Raw genomic sequence first — 20474 nt, forward strand, 5'->3', positions numbered from 1 at the left:
GCCCGAGATCCGATCGCCAGAGGAATCCGCCGTCATTTTGAGATCACAGTTTCACGGCAGCGTGTTTCATGATGATTGGGCGTCCTTGGACATGGGATTCCGCTGGCTAACCTCAAAACACGATCGAATGTTCGCTTTTTGCTGATTCAACAATCCCTGTCGAAAGCGGGTCCAAACCACTAAAATCATTGACAGTGTTTCCATCCGACGAATCCTCAGCAGCATCTGAACATGAATTCCCGTCCCGGTCCGCCGTCCGCACCCCCGCCAGAACCGTCCGTCATCCCCGATCACGGTTGGCACTGCACGCACTTCTTCTATCGATTCCGACGCGATGTGCTTGATGGGCCGATGCCGTCGAGCGCTCAAGAACAATTCCTGCGGGCGTTGCACCCCACAGGCGATGCGTGCCCAGAGCGTTTGGGTAGGTATTGGATCAGCGGGCATCGCGCCGATTTTGGAATCGTGGTGATGGACCCTCATCCGGCGAAGGTTGACGCGATTCACCAGTCATTGATCTCGGGGCCACTTGGCAAATACATCGAGCCGACTTGGTCGTTCGTTTCGCTCAGTGAAGTCAGCGAGTACGTGCCCACGATCGAGCGATATCGGGATCGACTGATCGCCGAAGGCAGCGAGCCGGGGTCGGATGAGCTCAATGCCAAGGTTGCTGCGTACGAGCGTCGTTTGCCGATGATGAACGAACAGCGATTGCGTCCGGAGTTTCCCGACTGGCCCGCGGCTTGTTTTTATCCCATGAACAAGAGTCGCGTGCCAGGCGCGAACTGGTTCACCGAGCCATTCAGTCGCCGCAATTCGATGATGGCTGAGCATGCTCAGAGCGGCATCGCATTCGCCGGTCGAGTGTCCCAATTGATCACTGTCGGGGTTGGCTTGGATGACTGGGAATGGATGGTCACCTTGTGGGCTCGCAATCCGGACTACTTGAAAGAGATCGTCTACACGATGCGATTCGACGTCGCGAGTGCCAAGTACGCAGAGTTCGGGCCGTTCTACGTCGGCTACAAAGCGGATGCGGACGAGATTTTGGACCATTGCCGGCTGACTTGAAAAGCGATTGAATTCCATGCCAGATGCTGTCCACACCGGGGAGATCCTTCACGACGTTCTTGGATTGACTGTGATAGCTCTGTTGGTTTGGGGATTCGGTCGGTTGGTCCACTTTCTCCAGGCAAGAAAGAGTCGAGTCCATCGTCTGCTTGGACACTTCGTACCAGAATGGAGTGCCGCGGTTTCGTTGCTTTTTGGTCTGATCTGCTTGACTTGGAATGCTGTGTACGGAGACCTTGCTTCAGCAACGCCGCAGTACCCGGATGGATTTGCTCCACCCACACAGCAGTTTGAACATGGCATTTTTGCAATGTTCGGTATGCTCGTCGGTCTCGTGTTCGGGTTGATCCATGGCGTCATTCTCTTGACAAGGACGCCAAAATCGGAGTTAACCGGTCACGCAGACCCAAAAATGGCCTCGCCGATCGAAGACGGGAATCCCTACCGTCCTCCGAGCGTGTGACCTTGCGCCGATTGGTTATGATGGGGCAGCCCTTCCCGCTCTTCGCTTATCTGCTATTTCGTACGCCTCATGAATTCGCCTGGAAAACCGCCGCCCCCCGCAGGTGCTCCACCCGTTGTCGCTCAACCAGCACGCCGAACCAATGACGCCGGTGGCAACGTCGCCGCGGCGGGCGCGGTTGCTGATTTGGCCAAGCGGATCATCGGCAACGTCGAGAACGCGATCGTCGGCAAACGCAAACAGCTTGTGCTTTCCATGGTCGCTTGGCTGAGCGGCGGGCACATTTTGTTGGAAGACGTTCCGGGGGTGGCCAAGACGATGCTGGCTCGCGCGATGGCGCTCAGCCTGGGTTGTCACTTCAAACGTGTGCAATGCACGCCCGACCTGTTGCCCTCTGACGTCACCGGTACATCGATTTTCAATCAAAAGAATTCCGAGTTTGAGTTTCGCCCCGGTCCGGTTTTCACACAGATCTTACTGGCGGATGAAATCAACCGCGCCACGCCGCGAACCCAAGCCTCCCTGTTGGAGGCGATGGCGGAGGGCCGAGTGACGGTCGACGGAACGACTCACGTGCTAGACAAACCGTTCCTGGTCATCGCCACGCAGAACCCGGTCGATCACGAAGGAACGTTTCCGCTGCCGGAAGCACAACTGGATCGTTTCCTGATGCGATTCAGTTTGGGCTATCCGACGATGGACGAAGAGCTACGTATGTTGGATCTGCTGCAGTTCGGCCATCCGGTCGACAAATTGCAGCCGGTGGCCAAGGCCGAGGAGTTGGTGCAAGCACAACAGGAGATCTGTAAGGTTCACGTCGATCCACGTGTTCGGCAATACTTGTTGCAGATCGTGAACATGACACGGTCCCATGAGGATTTGGCGCTCGGAGGCAGTCCCCGAGCCACGATCGCGTTATTTCGCTGCGGCCAAGCCATGGCGGCGATTCGCGGGCGCGCATTCGTCACGCCAGACGACGTCAAAAAGATCATCGCGCCGGTGATGAACCATCGATTGATCCTGCGCCCCGAGAGTCGATTGAGAAAAGTCACGACCGAAAGCGTGCTCGACGAAATCGTCGGTGACGTGGCGGTTCCCACCATCGACGCGAATTGATTGCGGGGCCGATGCCATGTCGCTCGCCATCGATGATTTGGAGGCCGCCAACGTTTCGCCAACGAAAGAACAGCCGACCGCTACGGCAAACGAGGGTTCCGGACCTGGATTCACACTGATCGCGATCATCAGCGCGGTGATCTTGGCTGGCATGGTGTTCGGAGGTGCCTTGTGGGTATTCGCCGGCATCGCCGCCGGCATCATCGTCTTCCTGAACCACTTTCTGGCCAAGACATGGTCGCAATGCTGCGTCGCCGTCAGATCGCACAACAACGATGATGACGAGCTGAAGGTTGGTGGGCGAGTTGCCGTCGAACTGGCGGTCACCAACACGGGTCGGTTGCCGGTGTTCTGGGTGCTGGTGGAGGACCTATTGCCGCGATGGGCGACTCGTAGCGAGCATCCGACGTTGCGTGTGGAAGGAGACCGCATCCAGGTCATGCTGCTTTGGCCCGGCGTGACCCGCAAACTGAACTACGAAATCGTCTGCCATCGACGCGGCTATTTTCAAATCGGCCCTACCGTGCTGGAGACCGGTGATCTGATGGGCTTATATCGACGTTATCGCGTCGGCACTGATCCACAATACGTCACGGTCTTGCCAAACGTGGTGTCCCTGTCCGGTTACGACATCGGATCGCGACGCCCGATCGGTGAGATCCGCATGCGCGACAACGTCATGGACGACCCCACACGCTTGCGTGGCATTCGGCGTTGGCAACCCGGCGACCCGATGCGCAGCGTTCACTGGGCTGCCACAGCCAGGACGGGAGTGCTGCATAGCAAAGTGTACGAACCGTCATCGATCGCCGGCGCGACGATCGTGCTGGACTTGCATGTGCAAAGCAATCCCGATCGCGACGAGCCTGTTCGCAGTGACTTGGCGATCACCGCGGCGGCTTCGATCGCATCGGCACTGCATGAATCTGGTGAACCGTTTGGCATGGTATCCAACGGACGTGACGCCGCGGATCGCATTCGTACCGAAGGTTGGATGGGAGATCATCGCGTTCGTGATTCGGCGACTCAAGCCGCTGCGATGAAATCGGACAACGATCGCATGCGTCCGGTGGTTCTGCCAGCCGATCGTGGGCCCGTGCATCTGAGAGAAGTCATCCGAACACTGGCTCGATTGGAGCGAACCGACGCGTTGAAACTGCCCGAGTTGTTGATGGAGGCGGAATCACGGATTTCAAGTGAGACGACCGTGTTGGCAATCGTCCAGCGATGTGACGAACAATCGATCGCCGCGCTGCTGGGACTTTCGCGACGCGGCAGGGCCGTTGCGGTGATCGTCAACACTTATGACGTGAACGACTTTTCATCGATCGCAGGCCCCTTCATCGCCCTGAACATCCCAGTCTTTCACCTCGCGGGCGAGCAATCCATTTCTGACGTCTGCCGGTCATTCGCACTGCGTGGCTAGCCCGGTTGAATCATCAGCCGCAGCACGATCGCATCCGGTTCCCACAGGCAGGAGAAAAACACGTACAGGCGAAAGAACCGGACGCTATCGAGAACGTCCAGCGTACGTCGACGAAAGTCAACAAAATACGAGCTCGACGCGCAAGTGAGCGACTGGAGGTGCGTTCAACACAATCATGGCTCCCCTCTCCCCCAAATCCTGGCGAGCCTAAGCGAGCCAGGATTTGGGGGAGAGGGGCAGGGGGGTGAGGGGGGCAACGCGTACTGGCAAGCATGCTTGCCTAAGAGTAGGTTTGAGATACCTTGCAGACAATTCCATCGTGAATCAGATCATCAGTTTCGATCGGTTTCAGCCCCTCTCCCCACAAAGTAAGGCAAGCATCACTTGCCTTACTTTGCGGGAAGAGGGGAGCCATGTTCTGTGACGTCGACTTAAGCCGTTCCCTATCGCGTGGCGGCTGATTTGCGCCGACTGCCCTCGCGAGCCGCTTATGCGTCGCGGCTCACTAGATCAACAGCCGTTAGACGGCTCAAACGTTGCCGCCGAGTGTTTTCATGGCGCGTACCCATAACATGCGGACGGCCGCGTTGGTGCGTCCTAACTTGGCCGCGATTTCCTCGTAGCTCATCTCGTCAATGTGTCGCATCGTCACGACGCTGCGTTGATCTTCTGGCAGACTTTCGATCGCAGCGGCCAAGGCCAGAGTTTCCTCCGCGGATTGCAGCACGGCACTGACGGTTGGATCTGGTGCGATGGCCAAGATATCGATCGGCTCATATTCTTGCGTTTCGCAATCGACCGCATTTTGTAGCTCCCGACCACCACGCTTTTTTGTGCCGACCAAACGACGCTGTTGGTCGCGAATCGTGTTTTTCAAAATGGCCCTCAGCCAAGCCAGTCGCTGGGCGTGGCAGGTGCCTTGAAATCCCGCCTCGCCTCGCCAAGCTTGCAGCAGCGTTTGCTGAACGATATCGGATGCTTCCACACGACCACGTAGTGCATCGGGCAACTCACGGTCGGCGATCATCTGCAACCACGGTCTCAGCCGTCCAATGGACCAACTTTGCCGCAATCCCGTTTCTGGATCAATCTCATCGTTCATCAGTCAGCCAACCTAGCTTGCACTCGGAGTCTCTTCCAATGACCCGCGGCGATTGCAGGCAAAATGAACACCAACACTCCAACGGAAATCAACAAAACGTCTTGCGGCCTGATCCAATAGACGACTCCGGGAATTTTGTCGAATTGAGTATTCCATGACATCATGACCATCGCGAACCCGCCCGCAAGGGAGGCTACTACGCTGACCATGAGTGCTTTCCAGGCACATCGCCTGAGCAAATACACCAGGCTCACAACGGCGAGAGCGATCATCGTGCCGGCGATCCAATTAGATACCGCTGACTCTGCCTGTGGGGTGTGATTTGACATCGCTCGCCAAGAATAGAGTGCCAACAAGGCGATCGGTGGAGCCAGCAACAATGCTCTTAGCGAGAGCTGTCGTCGACGGACATAGCGGATCACGTAAGCCAGTGGCAACAGAATCCCGCCTGTGGCAAAGAGCGATATCAATAGCTGATGGATATACAGTCGGCGGTCGATGAAGACGCCGGTGATGTTCAGCGATCGGTGGTACCGTGGATCGTCATCGGGCGACTGAAGCTTGACGCTGGGGGCCGAATCCATGGAGACGGACTGGCTCTCCAGTCGATGCACATAGATTCCTTCGTTGGTCAAGCCAACCACCATCCGATCGGACTCACTGTCCCGCTGATCATAGATCAGCGTCGGGTAGGAGTCACCAGCGAACATCATCGTTGCGTGTCGATGCTTGCTTTCGTGGACCAGGCTGCCATCACGCAAGTCCCACCACATCGCGATACTGTCCTTTGTCGTACCCTTCAGTAGCGGTTGTCCTGACGCGTAAATAACGCGTGAATTATAGACTTGTGGATGTTCTACTTGGTAAAGGATCTCTGGCGAATCCAACGATCGGCACTCGATAGAGTCCGAGGTGTAGCTGATGCGATATGTGCCTGCCCCGACTCGGCCTTCTTGGACTTGGCCAGCCTCCTCCGGAAATTCCACCACGGCAACATCCTGACTCGGGGCTGCCTCCTCTCGATACGTTTCTCGAAATCGACCGTCCTGATTTGTCCACTGCAATTGTGTCCATACAGTCATGCGGTTTCGAGCCCCCTGTAACTTGGTCACCAACCCTATCGTTGCCTGATCACCGTCCTGGCTGATGATGTGCAATGCCAGATGATCGGTGTTGTACCGTAGTTGTTTCAAGTCTTGTGAGACCAGCGATCGTCCCAGCGTTTCTCCTGTTCTTGTATTGAGGCAGCGAGCATCCAACATCTCGCCAACGGGGTCGGCCCCGAGAACAAACATGCAATCGGTTTCGTTGGCAACGGTGATTTTTGGCCATGATTGGTTTCTCGCCCATTGATTTTCCACGGCTTGCAGCCCCAGTTTGGCGGTCCAAATGACCGCTCCAGTCTTTCCGTCCAATCCACGGACCACGATATCTTCGTTGTCGATGTCGCCGACGACGATATCCGGCACCTTGTCGCCGTTGATGTCTGCTTCGTACACATCGGAGGGACGCATCCACGGTTTAGACGCATCGAGTCCCTCGAAACAGGGGCGATGCCAAAGCACTCGCTTCGCTTGACGATCGACCTTGAACAGAACAAATCCAGAGCTTCCCTTTACCAATCGTCCAGAACGGTTCCGAAACTCCGCATCGGCAAGAGCGTAGAAATATCGCGACGGCTCTGCGAAACTTGGCCAGAGATACTGAAACTCGCCGGCAATGTGTTCTTCGTTCACAGCAAACCGAAGCTTTCCCGTTTCGCCGTCGATGATGGTCGAGACCGTTTCCATCACGCTACTTTGCTGCAGCAGCAAATCAGAGGATCCGTCCGCGTTGGGCAAAACAAAGACTGGCGCACTGCCGTCACACTCCACTGGGGTCTGCCAATTCACAACACCGTCGCGCAAATTGACACAGCGAGCGAGTTCACCCTGCGAAATCATGAGCAATTGTTTGCCGTTCGTGATCGAGTCAAACGTGGTCCCCATTTGGTACGAATTGAGCCATAACGTCGAATTCATTGGGCCATCCCAGACGGCCGCATCATTGATCAGCCCAAAGGGACCGGGACGACGTCGGTAGTAACGCGATCCGCTTTGCCCTACATTCAATGCCCGGTTGTCCAGGAATGTCAGTCCTCTGGCCATGCTGGTCCGTTGCTCATCTCGCATGTCCATGACGACGGTCAAACTGTCCAACTCCAGCTCACGGGGGCCGCCAACGACGACGGAGGTCAGTAACTGAGCACTTTGAGAGTCGTAAACAAACGAATCGATCTCGACGACATTGGCGACCGTTGCATCGTTGAACAAAGGCGTGTGCCGCCAACCGATGCGAGAACCATCTCGACCGCTCAAGACATCAATACAAACCTGGAGGGCCGCGATGTCTCCTGTTGCAGTGACCGGCTCCGGCACGGCAAGGCTGGCGACCGCCACGTCTTGCACGCCGTCGCGGTCAACATCACCCACGACTTGGCAGTTCTGTACGGCTTGATCAACACCAATGATCGTCGCCGGTATGTCCCATTTCGACTTTCCCGTCAACGCATCCAAACACTGGATCTTGGGAAAACTATTCCACGAATCATCAATCATGCTGAGCAGAATTTCGTCGATACCGTCGCCATCCAAATCGGCGCAGATTGGCAAGTCAGACTTCGCCGCGTTTGCGATCTGATTCAGTAGCTTGGCCTCGTAAGGGATCCTCCAACGCAATCGATCTTCGCCAGGAACATAGAGGTTGAGATGGGGATCGTCAAAACCGTTGGATGCGTTGCGTGAGAGCATGATGACTCCCCACTGGTCCTCGCCAAGCTCAACTCGTTGGGGGCCATCAAAGAGTGATTCAGGCAATGCAACGGCGACGACCGAGTCTGGGGCGTCATTGTGTAGGTCGAACACTCGCAGTGTTCGCTCCGTCGCCGTCACAGCGACCAGTCGTTCATTCACCATCCCCAACTGTGGCGTGGACAGCGTCATCAAGCCCGTTCCAGTTCGTCCTCCACCCCATGTCGTCCCATAGACTTGATGCAGCTCAGATCTGCGAAGGTCTTGACCAGCACGTGGGAAAATGTTCAACGTGTTTCGATCGTCATCCGAGTACTGACGTCGATATCGCAACAGTCCCGAGTTGGGCCATGCCTTGTGCGAAGTCATGTCCACGACCGGCAAGGCTTGCCGTCTCAGCGTCTCAGAACTCTTGCCTGAAACCAATACCAGCATGTGCTGAGCGATCCCGCTGTCCTCGAATCGAGCCGCATTGATGAGCAGGTCGATGACGTCGTCCCCATTTGTGTCTTCGACAGGAATCACGTCAACGATGACCGACACGGGAAATCCATCCAACGGATACTTCGACAGCACGTAAGCGGGATCCTCGGGGAACTGCAACGCAACGCTCCACAGGGGCTCGCCATCATGGCTGATCGCTGCGATGGCGGCGTGCTGTGCCGCAGTGACCAACAAGTCTTTTCTGCCGTCACCATCCAGATCAATTGTCTCGCGAACCACCCTTGGGATTCGAGCGAACGGTGATCGCAAGACATTGTGGTCACCTTGAAAATTCGACTCGGGGTCGAACGCAAAACTGACGGCAAGATTTTTTGCTTCAGGTCTCTTCGCTTTGTCTCCTTTACCGTTCTCTGCGACCGATTCGAGGTCAGCCTGCACTGGCAACAATTTCGAGCACTCGATGGAAAACCGCTTCGTTGCGGCTGCGCCGAATACCTCCAGCTCGTTTCTGCCCAGAACCGCGAGACCTCCATCGTCCAATGGCACGGCGAGCCGCTCGGTCAAGTCGATTGACTTGGGTTCAATGCGACGATCGACATAGCGGACCTTGGTCGTTTCACCTCCCAGGACATCCACTCTTGCAGACTCCGAAAATCGCCCTTGGCTATCCAATCGCACTGCATACTCATCTGCTTTCAACTCGATCGGTTGTAAATTGGGGGTCGTCATCAAAAAGGAAGCGTCTGCGCCGTCGTCAGCAGGCTGCACCGAGGCCAAATGCAATTGTCCGTCGGTCGCGATTCGCAAATGTCCTCGTTGCGTTTGCCGATACTGTTGCAGCAATCCCAGCAGCAGCAACAAAGCAACCGCGGTAGCCAGTGCGGCGGCCGCAACACTGCGAACCGGTGTTTCGTGCCTGCGGTACCAACGGGTCGCACGCACCCAAACGGGTAAGCCGCGTGCGGAGATGGGCAAGTGATCGCGGACGGCTCGCAAATCATCGGCAAACGCCTGTGCGGTTTGGTATCGACGGTCGCGATCTTTGTCCAGCGATTTGAGCAACACCAAGTTCAGTTCACGAGAAACCGCCGGACTGATCGTTGCGGGCGGCGTCGGATCATCGTTTTGGATTTTGGCAAGCAGTTTCAGGGGCGAATCGGCATCAAAGAGGGGCTTGCCGGTCACCAGTTCGTACAAAGTGGCCCCAAGTGAATAAATGTCGGTTCGGTGATCGACGTTTTCATCGGAAACCGAAATCTGTTCAACGCTCATGTAACGTGGCGTACCGATCATCGCACCGGTAACTGTTGCGGTGACGTCTGCACTGCGGCGGGCCAATCCAAAGTCCGTCAGCCACAAATGGCCGCATTCGTCGAGCAGCAGATTTCCCGGCTTGACGTCACGGTGAATCACACCCCGGTCGTGCGCGTGCTGCAGCGCATTCGCGGCACCGATGCCGATTTCGATCGCCTTGTCGATAGCATCGCCAGGTCTTGCCGGTTTGATCGTGTTCCAATCGACCAACGAGTTTCCTTCAATACACTGCATCGCGTACCAGTGGAGCCCGTTGTGGTGCCCCACTGCATGGATCGGAACGATGTGTGTGTGATGCAGCGTCGCAGCCAATTCGGCTTCGCGAACAAACCGCTCCGCAGCCCGAGGATCCACGCTGCCGGTCGGCAGGACTTTGAGGGCAACGACGCGATCAAGTGATTCCTGGCGAGCCCGATAGACGATCCCCATACCGCCTCGGCCGAGTTCACCTAGAATTTCAAAGCCAGGGATTTCCGGAGTCGACTGCGTGTCTGAGGGGTTGTTGGGGGCATCGCCGACTGTGGTGCTGTCACACCGCAGACCATCGACCCCGCGCCGTATCCGGAGCAAACCGTCCAAGCACGACCGTAAACCGGGGGCCAGCTCGGGATGCGCAGCAACCAGTTCTTCGACCGAGGGCCGCGTCGCTTCATCGGATTCCACCCACTGGTCGATGATTTCCGAAATGATTTCCGCGTTCCTGAGATCCACGCTCGATTCGTTTTCGTCTTCCGCCACGACGGATCACCTTTGTGCAAAAAGTCAACTTGCCCCGATTTCCCAGACGCAAGAGAAATGGCGGCGCAACGCGGCAAAATTGTTTTGCGAGATTTCTTTTCGTTTTGCAAACCCGCTTTGAATTGGGCGGGGTGTTATCATAAGCGAGACAACTTTCATTCCCTCTTTTCCATGATAAAAACATGACGCGATTTGCACTCATCGGCGGGTTTCTTGGGGCCGGCAAAACCACCCTCATTGGTCAGATCGCGAAAAAGTACATCGAAGCGGGAAAAACGGTGGGGATCATCACCAATGATCAAGCCGCAGACTTGGTGGATACGCACAACTTGAGATCCCAGGGATTTTCCGTCGGAGAGGTCGCCGGAGCTTGTTTCTGCTGCAGTTTCGATGACCTTGTCGGGACGGCAGATTCTCTCTCAGCCGTTTCGCCGCCCGATTTGCTGATCGCGGAACCGGTCGGCAGTTGCACCGACTTGGTTGCCACGGTCATCTTGCCACTGCAGCAATTGCTGGGCGAACGATTTGAACTGGCACCGTTTGGGGTGATCCTGAAACCATCCCATGGCCAGCGCATCCTGTCACTTGGCAAGGAAACGACGACACGCAGTGGTTTTTCGCCTCAAGCCGAATACATCTTTCGAAAACAACTTGAGGAAGCCGACTACTTGATGATCGGACGAAGCGATCAATTGAGCGATGAACAACGCGATGAGTTGGTCGCCGCGTTGGCCGAGATTGCGCCAGGAGTCCCCGTGCTGTCGATCAGCCCCAAAACGGGTGACGGCGTCGACGAAGTCATTGGTTACATCGAGTCACCGATGGCCGCCGGTCGTCGATTGCTGGACATCGACTACGACACCTATGCCGACGGCGAAGCCGAGTTGGGGTGGGTGAACTTGGCTGTGACAGGCAACGCCGAATCACAAGTCGACTTGGATCAATTCGCATCGCAGATCGTCGGATCCATTGCCAACGCGATCGATCAGTCGGGTAGCGGCGCGATCGCGCACGTCAAAGCCTCCGTGTTGGGCGGAGACACCCAAGCCGTCGCAAACGTCGTTGGAAACCAAAGCGATGTGGACGTGGGGCTCGCTGCCAATCGATCGGTCGCCGGCGATGTCCAAGTCATCGTGAACGCGCGAGTTGCGATGGATCCTGATGAGCTGCAGACGATCTGCGAACAAAGCGTTCAGTCGGTCGCCCAACGTCACGGCGTTTCGCTCAATCCTGTATCCGCTCGCTCTCTGCGTCCAGGCCGCCCCACGCCGACACACCGCGTGACCGGAACGGTGTGATGACGGTGACGCGTTCTTTGCAGAGCCGAACTGTCAGTGGAATGATCTTTCGCTGGTTGGTGGGTGCGGTGATCGGAACAACGATCATCGGGCTGACTTCGCCGTGGTTCATTCGCAGCTATCTGCCACTGTCGGCCAGCGCGGAGCGAGGTGTTTGGGTGTTGGAACCGGGCCAAACCTATCGTTGGCGGAGCGAAGGTTACGCGGACACGATGATTGGTCCGATGGGAATGCCCGGGCGACGCTCGATTGCTCCGGTTCAGCGGAACAGTTCCCGGTCGTTACGTGTTGCATTGTGGGGCGATTCGCAAGCCGAAGGCGTTTCCGTCACCGACCAGAACAAGCTATTCGCTGCAATCGAGCAAGCCAGCAACGGCAATGCGGTTGCTTTTCCGTTGGCCCGCAGTGGGGAAAATGCCGCAGATTGGGTCACTCAGATGCCGCGAGTCGAAACCGCGTTGGGAATCGAGCTGCATCTTTTATTGATTGTTGACCTGGAGGATTTGATTTCAGCAACAGAGGCTCCCTTGCCGCCACCGAGTGAGCAGGATGCCGTTGCGGCCAAGAACGCGTTGGCCAAACGCTTGCCAGCGTTTGTGATCCAAGCCGCTCGAAACCTGCTGACGCAAAGCGACGGGATGACACCGCGTGAGCTGCGGTTCGCGATCGGGCCTCCTGAGGCGACACCTGATGCCGTTGACGCAAAAGAGCCCGGTGATGCAATTGAATCAATGACAGACGCTTCGCAATCAACCGTTGACTGGGCTTCGGTACTCAAAGCGATCGATGATGCGACGACGTTGCCGATCGCAGTGGTCTACGCACCCAAGGTGCCCATGATTGTGTCAGGTCGAATCGTTCGGCAGAGCGACACGGCGGACGAATTCGAAACGATGAAACAAGTCGCAGCATCCAGGGGCATCCACGTGATTGACGTGCGAAATCGTTTGCTGGAGTCCGCTGACGCAGGTCGCTGGCCTCATGGTTTTCACAACGGTCAGTTTGGATCGGGGCATCTCAATGCGGATGGAAACCGCGTGATCGCGGAGTCGCTCAATGAGTTTTTAATGCTAATGCGTGAACGTCCGGAGCCTGACTGAGGTTTGAAATGATCCGCACACTCAATCTGCTCAATTTCTAAGTTACGCCTGCTGCGTCGTCTGATTCCGACATGGTTGTGTTGAGCCCTAAATGTTGATTGGCATGTCGCGGGCGGTCTGTTAATTCCCTGCGTAATGGGATTCGCCAGAAATCCCTCACACCATGCTACATCTACACGCCAGATTCCCGTTCTGTTTATGATCGATCAGAAAGGCAACGACATGCTGATTAGCAAACAACCAGCTGCCAACGCAGCTGGTGGCCCCCAGTGAGCCTCAGGCGCTAGCCGTGGGCTGGCAAAACGTTGGGGTTGTGTGTTTTTGGGTTTGCGCAGGTTTATGTCCCTACTGCCGGCGCAGCTGGTGGCCCCAGTGAGCCTCAGGCGCTAGCCGTGGGCCTGAGCCGGATTGTGGTGCCGGCCCACGGCTAGCGCCTGAGGCTCACTTTGATTGCCATGCATGGAACAAAAACCTGGACTGAAAAAACAATGTCAACACCAACCTTTTGCCAGCCCAGCGCTAGCCGTGGGCCTGAGACGGATCGTGGTGCCGGCCAACGCAGCTGGTGGCCCACAGTGAGCCTCAGACGCTAGCCGTGGGCCTGAGACGGATCGTGGTGCCGGCCAACGCAGCTGGTTGGCCCCCAGTGAGCCTCAGGCGCTAGCCGTGGGCCTGAGGCGGATTGTGGTGCCGGCCGGCGCAGCTGGTGGCCCACAGTGAGCCTCAGGCGCTAGCCGTGGGCCTGAGGCGGATCGTGGTGCCGGCCAACGCAGCTGGTGCCCCCCAGTGAGCCTCAGGCGCTAGCCGTGGGCCTGAGGCGGATTGTGGTGCCGGCCAACGCAGCTGGTGGCCCCCAGTGAGCCTCAGGCGCTAGCCGTGGGCCTGAGGCGGATTGTGGTGCCGGCCCACGGCTAGCGCCTGAGGCTCACTTTGATTGCGATGCATGGAACAAGAACATGGACTGAAAAACAATGTCAACACCAAACTTTGAGCAGTCCAGTGAGTCGCGTGAATAATCCGGCGTCGTGCGTCGTATGTTAGCCAATAGTGGCCGAACGACGTTGCTGCGGGACAAGCGTGCGTTCGGTGCTTCGATGGAACCTCTAAATCTTGGACACCAGCAAGTTAGGCGTCCCCGGAAGGTCCATAGTCTCAATCTCCGTCATCGCATCAGCCATGACTTCGCGGACACCTGGGTCGGAGAAAACCGGTGCGGTGACCAACGTTTGGTTTCCTGCACGTTGTGGGAGCGCAAGCACAGCACGGACGGTGCTGCCGAAATAGTCCAGTCGGTTGTTCTGTGTGGTCACCAACGTCGGGCCGCAGTGGACGCCGATGCCGAAACTCAGTTGCCTCGAATCGCCTTCTTGAACAGCAGCACGCATGTGACGTGCCGCCAGTAAGGCCTGATCTCGCGACGGAAAGACAGCCAGCAGGCTCTCCCCGATCGTTTTGACCACGTTGCCGCCATTGCTCACCACGACCTCAGAGATCAGTTTCAGGTGACCATTGACCATCCGGTATACCGCTTCGTCGCTGAGGCTGTCATACAGTCGATCGGTTTCGTTGAGAGTCGTGGCGACAAAACTCATCGTTTCGCTTGAGATCGGATTGTCGGCGGCAAAGGTCTGACGCGGAAACAGTTTTTGGAACAATGGATTGGCCGTCGCCATCGTTGCGGTCACGACATCATCACGTGGAATCATGCGTTCGATCCGTACCACATGCAGCGTGGACAGATCGTTCATCAGGGTGATGCACTGGCTGCCGCTGCGAAGTTTGATCGTGTGGTCCGCTGAACCAAAACGCGAAAAAACGAACTCTGCGGACGACGGCGACGCGGCGTCTTGCACTTTGATCATCTGAGTCCTGGGCAACCGTGGACCACGGATCAAGTAATCGCCAATGGGCAGGTCCAAAGTCGTCTGCAAACACTCGCCGGCGGCGACACGCAACTGGGCAACGACGTGCGGGGAGTGTTCTGGACCTCCGATGCAGTATTGTCCTGTGTTGGCGTCCCGAATCTCTGCGTGAACGCGAAACACCATCTCGATCGCATCTCCCAGATTGGATCGAAAGTCCACATCACATGCTTGGCAATGCGTGTGAGATTCGATGTCGGAAAGCTCGCTGCCACGTGATGCCGGAGCACGGCAGGTCGGGCACAGTACATCCCAGCCCAATGTCAAAATCCCATGTGCGGCACTCAACAAACAGGCATCGATCATGTCCGCCCCATCGACCTTCAATCGATCGGCGGCTGCGAGCGGACGGATTTGCGCAAGTTCTTGCTCGGACCATTGCGTGACCATTGTCGTCAACGCGTCCACGACACTTGCAGAAACACCTTGTTCGGACAACAAATCCATTCGCTGTCTCAGCCGTGACTGTCGCTTCGGCTTCAGCGGCGTGACCTTCTTGAAAGCGTCTTTTCCTTCGGTGGTGGTTAGTCGGCCTTGGATGGCACGGTCCATGCGATCATAGACACGGGCCAGGTTGCGAAAACCTTTCCAGTCCGCTTCCACTGTGGTCAGAATGCGACCGATTAGGTTTCTTGGTTCGATTTGCACTCGATGGGAAAGCTCGGTTCCGCCATCAGCGGTCGGCTGCAGTGTGACGGTACTGAGAAACCACTTGAACGGCCCAGTTTCAAACTCTCGCAAGATCCCCATCCGCTTTCCTTCGATCCACTCAAAGGGGTGTTCCTCCCAAGCGATACGGATCCCGCTAAGCGTGAACTCGCCAAACTTTCGCGTGCCAAGCTCTGGGTCCTGTTCGGTTCGATACTCAACAGAGGGCAGCCCGATCGCCTCGTTCAATCGTTCCGTGTTGGAAACCAAGGGCCACAGGTCGGCGGGTTTGCTCTTGAGCTGCCAACTCACGGTCTTGCTCCATAGTTTCCCTACGTCATGATCGGGCATGCGAGGATGGGCTTCGATATCGCTGGACTGCCCACGCGTGATCTCTCGAATCGCGGTGAGCAATTGAGAGGCATCTCCGAATCGATCCGCCGGCTTCTTTTGCAGGCAGCGATGGACGATCCGCGCCGCACCGTCCGTGACTCTTGCGTTGCGTTGTTGGATCGGCGTCGGCGCATCGAAGCAATGCATGCCCGCCAGTCGCATCAGATCGTCTGATACGAAGGGCACGTCACCGGTCAACAATTCATAGAATGTAATACCAAGTGAATAGACGTCGGCCGAGGGATCGAAAGATTTTTGCGCGCGACACTGCTCGGGCGACATGTACCGCGGTGTCCCGATGACCGCGCCGGCTTTGGTAACCTCCATCGACTCCGATTGCTCCGCATGCCGGGCGATGCCAAAGTCGGTCAGCTTGAGTGTAAAGTCCTCCAGGGGCAGGGTCTCAATCCGCAATCCGTCCGGGATATCCTGCTCGCGGAGTTTTAGCAAGACGTTCTCTGGTTTGAGATCGCGGTGAATCACGCCACGTGCGTGTGCGTCGACCAACGCATGCGAAAGATCCTCCATGATCCGCAGTGCGGTTGACTCGTCAATCGGTTGATGATGGGCCAACCAGTCTTTGAGGTTCACTCCTTCGATGAACTCCATCGCCAAGTAATGCGTCTCTCCTTCGTGCCCCACATCAATCAGTTTTGTGACGTGTTCATTCTCGGCATCCGCCAGCAAACGTGCTTCTTTGCGGAATCTGCGAATCGAATGCGCTGCATCGCTCCCGCTGAGTCGTAGTACTTTGACGGCAACGGTCTGCTGGTTGCTCTGGTCGACAGCACGGTAGACCACCCCCATGCCGCCTTCGCCGATCGACTCGAGCAGTCGAAAACGTCCCAGGCAGACACCCTCCAACGACTCTTGCTTTATCCTCGCCGCGGGTTGTCTGCCAAGAAGGTGCGTGCGCCCCGCCAACGCGTTCTTGTTCAGTAGTCCGCCCGTCGTCTCTGCTGTCGAGTCAAGTGAGTTGTCATCAAGCATCTCATGCTGAGGCAAGAAAGCTCCCAGGATCGATTGCCACTGACTCAGTGTCGGTAAGTGCTCATCATCGGACACACGCTCGGCAAGCCATTTGCTCAAAACCACGCGATCACGTCCACCCAAACACTTCAGGGCGTGAGATCTGGGCACGAAGTCAAGGAGTTGTCGCAGCAGTCGTTGCAAAGACACCAGGTCGGCGTCGGCATCGAACCTTTCCAACGAACCACTGGGGCTTGAGCCGAACGTGCAGAAATCGATTTGGACAACCAGTGACTCAAAGTTTCCGCTCGTCCAGATGGCATCGATATCCAACGCACCGTGATACAGCCCGACGTGGTGCGCTGCGTTCAAGGCATCGACGATGATGGCGGCAACGGTCAGCCGCTCGACTTTGGATAACTGCTGCAGTCGATTGGCCAAACGGTCTTGCTGCAGATCAACGTTCGTGGCAATGCCCAACTTCAACCAAGGTGGTGAATGAACCAGGCCGTTCTCGACAACTTGCCGGATCGCAAAATGGCTTGCCAAGTCTAGCAATGCGATGCGTTGATTCCATTGCTCCATTGCCGAGGGTTCGTCACGCAGAAAAGTGGCCATTCGCCATTCCTGCGCTCGCCCATCGGAGTCGAACCCGATGAGCGATTCAGCGTCCGGCACAACAGAGAGCGGTGACCACTGACAGGGCTTGGCTGGTAAGCGTTGAATGGGCAGTTCAGCGGTTTGGTCGGCAAACATGTTTTGTAAATGACACGAGAGTGATCCGTCTGTTCGCATGACGACGGACTGACCGCCGCAGCTCACCCAAGTGTTGGACGTATAGATAGGCGCCCCCTGCATCCGTCACACGCTTTGCCTCCAACCGATCCCATTGCGTGCAGCCGGTTCATGATGTAGCGATTATCAGGAAAGGAATGCTGCACGACGAGGTGGATGATTGCCCATCAAGGAAGCAGGTCGACGCCGAATGTCGACGACGATGCGACCGGCAACAGAGGCGCGAAACGTTTTCGGTTGGCGGTTCGAACATTGGTAAAGGGGTACCACACCACACCCAACATCGCGTCAACCGTTCCCGTGTCGCCCGGCAGTGTCAGGTTTGTCTCGCCGTAGATTGCCAAGTGATCATTCAGCGGCGCCAACAAGTCTGCTCCAAAGACAAACGACTCATCGCGTGGTCGCGCAGGCCCCGTAACGGCATTGGACTCTCCGTGTTCACCGGCGATGCCCAGCCAGTACGTGCACTGAACACCGGTGGGAAAGTAATGACGCAGAAAGACACTGCCTTGATTGATCGAACGCAGCGTGACCGAGCTGCCTAGGAAATCAGCCGTATCGTCAAACGCACGCAAGCGGCCTGTGAATCCCAGCCATGTCTGCGAGCTGAGTTCTTTGACAACACGGAATCGAAACTGTCCCAGCGAGCTGCTGTCAAAACCGTCTTGATACAAGTAGTCGAGAACCGCACCCCAACGCCAATCTCCTGCCGATTGAAACAATCCAATTGTGGTGAAGCTTTGCGTACGCTGGGTGTCTTCGCCCAACAACTCGAATACTTGAACTGCATTGTCAGACAACACCACCGCAGATCCGATTTGAAATCCGACCCCGTAGTCAGCCAGCAGCGGCGCCGCGTAGGAAACATGCATCCGTGTGCCTAGATTTGCGTTGACGCCAAAATCTTGGGGCTGCTTGGCTCCGTCGATCGCACCGTAGAAAGAAAGCTGTTCCCACAGCGACGAATTGGCTGAACTCGCTGGAAGTCCAAAACGATCCGATTCACACTCTCCACAGGCAACCTCCTCGCACGAGGAACCGAACTCATGTGAGGCAATCTGAGCCGATGCGGTGCCGAATCCACCGAACATCGACACGGCAATAGCGACGTAAAAAGTCAATCGACTCATGGGTTTTGCTAGCTCAAGCAGCGGCAAGATGTGAAACGAGCGTGTCGGAACACCCGATGACCAGATCTTGAATCGAAAAATATCAGTGCGTTACGCCAGTCAAACTGTCACCAAACATCCACCATTCCCTGTCACCAGCAGATTCGTTCATCAACAAACGCGTCCTCTGACAAACCTACTGTTTCTCGGAATGAAAAAGCGGGAAGTTTTCGTTGGCTGTTCGTTGAGCATCCATCAGCGAAGTCAACTCTTTCACACGCTCGGGCATCGACTCCGCCAAGTCCGTGGTCTCGTAGGGATCCTCCACAAGGTTGTATAGTTCCACCGGTTTGGGTTTCGTGGTGCTCACCTTCAACTGGACGACTTTCCAATCGCCTTTTCGCATCGCACGCTTGCCACCTTGTTCGGAGAACTCCCAGTACATCACGTCGTGCTGCTTCTGATTGACGGGATGTCCTTTCAGCGTAGGCAGGAAACTGATCCCGTCGATATTCATTGGCGGCGCGACGTCGACGAGATCGGCAAGGGTCGGCAACAGGTCTTGAAAACCTGAGACGTGATCGGTCGTGCTGCCCGCCTCGATCATGCCCGGCCATCGCGCGATCATCGGTGTGATGATGCCACCCTCGTACAGATCACGTTTGATGCCACGGTAGGGACCATTGCTGTCGAAGAACTCAGGATCGGCACCGCCGGCTGATGTGGCACCGTTGTCACTGGCGAACATCACCAACGTGTTGTCATCGACACCGAGCTGACCCAGCAATTGCATGATGCGGCCGATGTCACGATCCATCCGTGTGATCATCCCCGCAAAAGTTGCATGAGGATTGGGCTCATGCCGATAGTGCTGTCCGCCGGGCGTGCCGTAGGGAGTCTCCGGTCCCAACCGACCGAGATAATTTGCACGGCTATCCTCGGGGACATCCAAATCGACGTGGGGAATGGTATAGGGCAAGTACAGAAAAAATGGCTGGCGATGATTCACCGTAATGAACGACAACGCGTCTTCGGTGAACAGGTCATGACTGTAGTGCTTTCGCTGCGTCGAGTTCTCAATGAACTTTTGTTGACGTCCGTCACGCCACAGAAAATCGGGGTAGTAGTGATGTGCGTTGGTCTGACTCAAATAGCCAAAAAAGTGATCGAAGCCTTGTCGCCACGGCGCTCCCGTGGAATCTTCCATCCCCAGGCCCCATTTGCCGATGCACCCGGTCACGTATCCGGCGCTCTTCATCAACTCGGCCACCGTAAAGTCTTCTTTCAACAGACCTGGGTTCTTCGCATTTCCTCGCACGCGAGTGTGACCGGTGTGCTGGCCGGTCATCAGCACGCTGCGTGACGGAGCACAAACGGTGCTGCCCGAATAATGCTGAGTGAAGCGCATTCCCTCTAACGCCAGCCGATCGACGTTCGGCGTGCTGATGATGTTGCCGCCGTAGCATCCAAAGTCGCCGATTCCGGCATCATCGGCCAGAATGTAAATCACATTGGGCGGCTGAATATTGGTCGCCTGGATGTTTGGCGTCTGGACATTGGGCGGTTGGGCGGCCTGAGCCGCGTAGGCGATACCGACGAGGAACGCGAACAACAAAGTGCGGCAGGAACGAAACACGATACAGCCTTTCTCTACGAATCGACACGGTCGGCAAGACAATGGTTCAGCGTTCGCAGAACCCCAGATCAATCAACGTTAACAGATTTCACGTCAAAAAAATCGGATTTGATTTCCATTTTGCAAAGCGAGGCTGCTTTT

11 protein-coding genes are annotated in these 20474 nt (G+C 56.5%); 6 read left to right on the forward strand and 5 right to left on the reverse strand.

The genetic code is table 11. The annotated features are described in order from the left end of the window. Nucleotides 1-231: 231 nt before the first annotated feature. The 4 genes from hemQ to Pla52nx_RS19640 all read left to right on the forward strand — a co-directional run bounded on the left by hemQ (nt 232) and on the right by Pla52nx_RS19640 (nt 4076). Nucleotides 232-1071: a hydrogen peroxide-dependent heme synthase gene (gene hemQ / locus Pla52nx_RS19625; protein ID WP_146520622.1), complete on the forward strand. Its 840-nt coding sequence runs from the start codon at nt 232-234 to the stop codon at nt 1069-1071. Nucleotides 1072-1087: 16 nt separating this feature from the next. Continuing rightward, nucleotides 1088-1534: a hypothetical protein gene (locus tag Pla52nx_RS19630; RefSeq protein ID WP_146520621.1), complete on the forward strand. Its 447-nt coding sequence runs from the start codon at nt 1088-1090 to the stop codon at nt 1532-1534. 69 nt (nt 1535-1603) lie between these two features. Next, nucleotides 1604-2650, forward strand: a complete 1047-nt coding sequence (locus tag Pla52nx_RS19635) for an AAA family ATPase (protein ID WP_146520620.1) — start codon at nt 1604-1606, stop codon at nt 2648-2650. Between the two features lie 16 nt (nt 2651-2666). After that, a complete protein-coding gene (locus Pla52nx_RS19640) occupies nt 2667-4076 on the forward strand; it encodes a DUF58 domain-containing protein (RefSeq protein ID WP_146520619.1) in 1410 nt (469 codons plus the stop codon). Between the two features lie 529 nt (nt 4077-4605). Here Pla52nx_RS19640 and Pla52nx_RS19645 read toward each other — a convergent pair. Both Pla52nx_RS19645 and Pla52nx_RS19650 read right to left on the reverse strand, forming a co-directional pair. Next, nucleotides 4606-5178: a sigma-70 family RNA polymerase sigma factor gene (locus Pla52nx_RS19645; RefSeq protein ID WP_146520618.1), complete on the reverse strand. Its 573-nt coding sequence runs from the start codon at nt 5176-5178 to the stop codon at nt 4606-4608. Beyond that, on the reverse strand, nt 5178-10463 hold the full coding sequence (locus tag Pla52nx_RS19650; protein WP_146520617.1) for a serine/threonine protein kinase: 5286 nt from the start codon (nt 10461-10463) through the stop codon (nt 5178-5180). Before Pla52nx_RS19650 ends, Pla52nx_RS19645 begins: the two co-directional genes overlap by 1 nt. Nucleotides 10464-10645: 182 nt before the next feature. On the opposite strand from Pla52nx_RS19650, the gene Pla52nx_RS19655 reads away from it, so the two are divergent. Together Pla52nx_RS19655 and Pla52nx_RS19660 are read left to right on the forward strand one after the other, a co-directional pair. Next, nucleotides 10646-11761 (forward strand): GTP-binding protein, encoded by a 1116-nt coding sequence (locus Pla52nx_RS19655; protein WP_146520616.1) that lies wholly within the window; start codon nt 10646-10648, stop codon nt 11759-11761. Beyond that, nucleotides 11761-12861, forward strand: a complete 1101-nt coding sequence (locus Pla52nx_RS19660) for an SGNH/GDSL hydrolase family protein (protein ID WP_146520615.1) — start codon at nt 11761-11763, stop codon at nt 12859-12861. Before Pla52nx_RS19655 ends, Pla52nx_RS19660 begins: the two co-directional genes overlap by 1 nt. A gap of 1103 nt (nt 12862-13964) precedes the next feature. On the opposite strand, the gene Pla52nx_RS19665 is transcribed toward Pla52nx_RS19660, so the two are convergent. From Pla52nx_RS19665 to Pla52nx_RS19675, 3 genes are all read right to left on the reverse strand, one after another. After that, nucleotides 13965-17549: a protein kinase domain-containing protein gene (locus Pla52nx_RS19665; RefSeq protein ID WP_197454671.1), complete on the reverse strand. Its 3585-nt coding sequence runs from the start codon at nt 17547-17549 to the stop codon at nt 13965-13967. A 206-nt stretch (nt 17550-17755) separates the two neighbouring features. Then, the gene (locus Pla52nx_RS19670; RefSeq protein WP_146520613.1) at nt 17756-18718 is read right to left on the reverse strand and encodes a DUF6666 family protein; all 963 of its coding nucleotides are present in this window, start codon (nt 18716-18718) and stop codon (nt 17756-17758) included. Between the two features lie 175 nt (nt 18719-18893). Next, nucleotides 18894-20333, reverse strand: coding sequence for an arylsulfatase (locus Pla52nx_RS19675; protein ID WP_197454670.1), 1440 nt, complete (start codon nt 20331-20333; stop codon nt 18894-18896). Nucleotides 20334-20474 lie beyond the last annotated feature (141 nt).

Source organism: Stieleria varia, from assembly GCF_038443385.1.
In the GTDB taxonomy this organism is placed as follows: domain Bacteria; phylum Planctomycetota; class Planctomycetia; order Pirellulales; family Pirellulaceae; genus Stieleria; species Stieleria varia.

What these genes read in the sequence shown, in the direction of transcription:
- hemQ (WP_146520622.1), top strand. Translation starts at nt 232, where the DNA reads ATGAATTCCCGTCCCGGTCCGCCGTCCGCACCCCCGCCAGAACCGTCC.
- Pla52nx_RS19630 (WP_146520621.1), top strand. Translation starts at nt 1,088, where the DNA reads ATGCCAGATGCTGTCCACACCGGGGAGATCCTTCACGACGTTCTTGGA.
- Pla52nx_RS19635 (WP_146520620.1), top strand. Translation starts at nt 1,604, where the DNA reads ATGAATTCGCCTGGAAAACCGCCGCCCCCCGCAGGTGCTCCACCCGTT.
- Pla52nx_RS19640 (WP_146520619.1), top strand. Translation starts at nt 2,667, where the DNA reads ATGTCGCTCGCCATCGATGATTTGGAGGCCGCCAACGTTTCGCCAACG.
- Pla52nx_RS19645 (WP_146520618.1), bottom strand. Translation starts at nt 5,178, where the DNA reads ATGAACGATGAGATTGATCCAGAAACGGGATTGCGGCAAAGTTGGTCC.
- Pla52nx_RS19655 (WP_146520616.1), top strand. Translation starts at nt 10,646, where the DNA reads ATGACGCGATTTGCACTCATCGGCGGGTTTCTTGGGGCCGGCAAAACC.
- Pla52nx_RS19660 (WP_146520615.1), top strand. Translation starts at nt 11,761, where the DNA reads ATGACGGTGACGCGTTCTTTGCAGAGCCGAACTGTCAGTGGAATGATC.
- Pla52nx_RS19665 (WP_197454671.1), bottom strand. Translation starts at nt 17,549, where the DNA reads ATGTTTGCCGACCAAACCGCTGAACTGCCCATTCAACGCTTACCAGCC.
- Pla52nx_RS19670 (WP_146520613.1), bottom strand. Translation starts at nt 18,718, where the DNA reads ATGAGTCGATTGACTTTTTACGTCGCTATTGCCGTGTCGATGTTCGGT.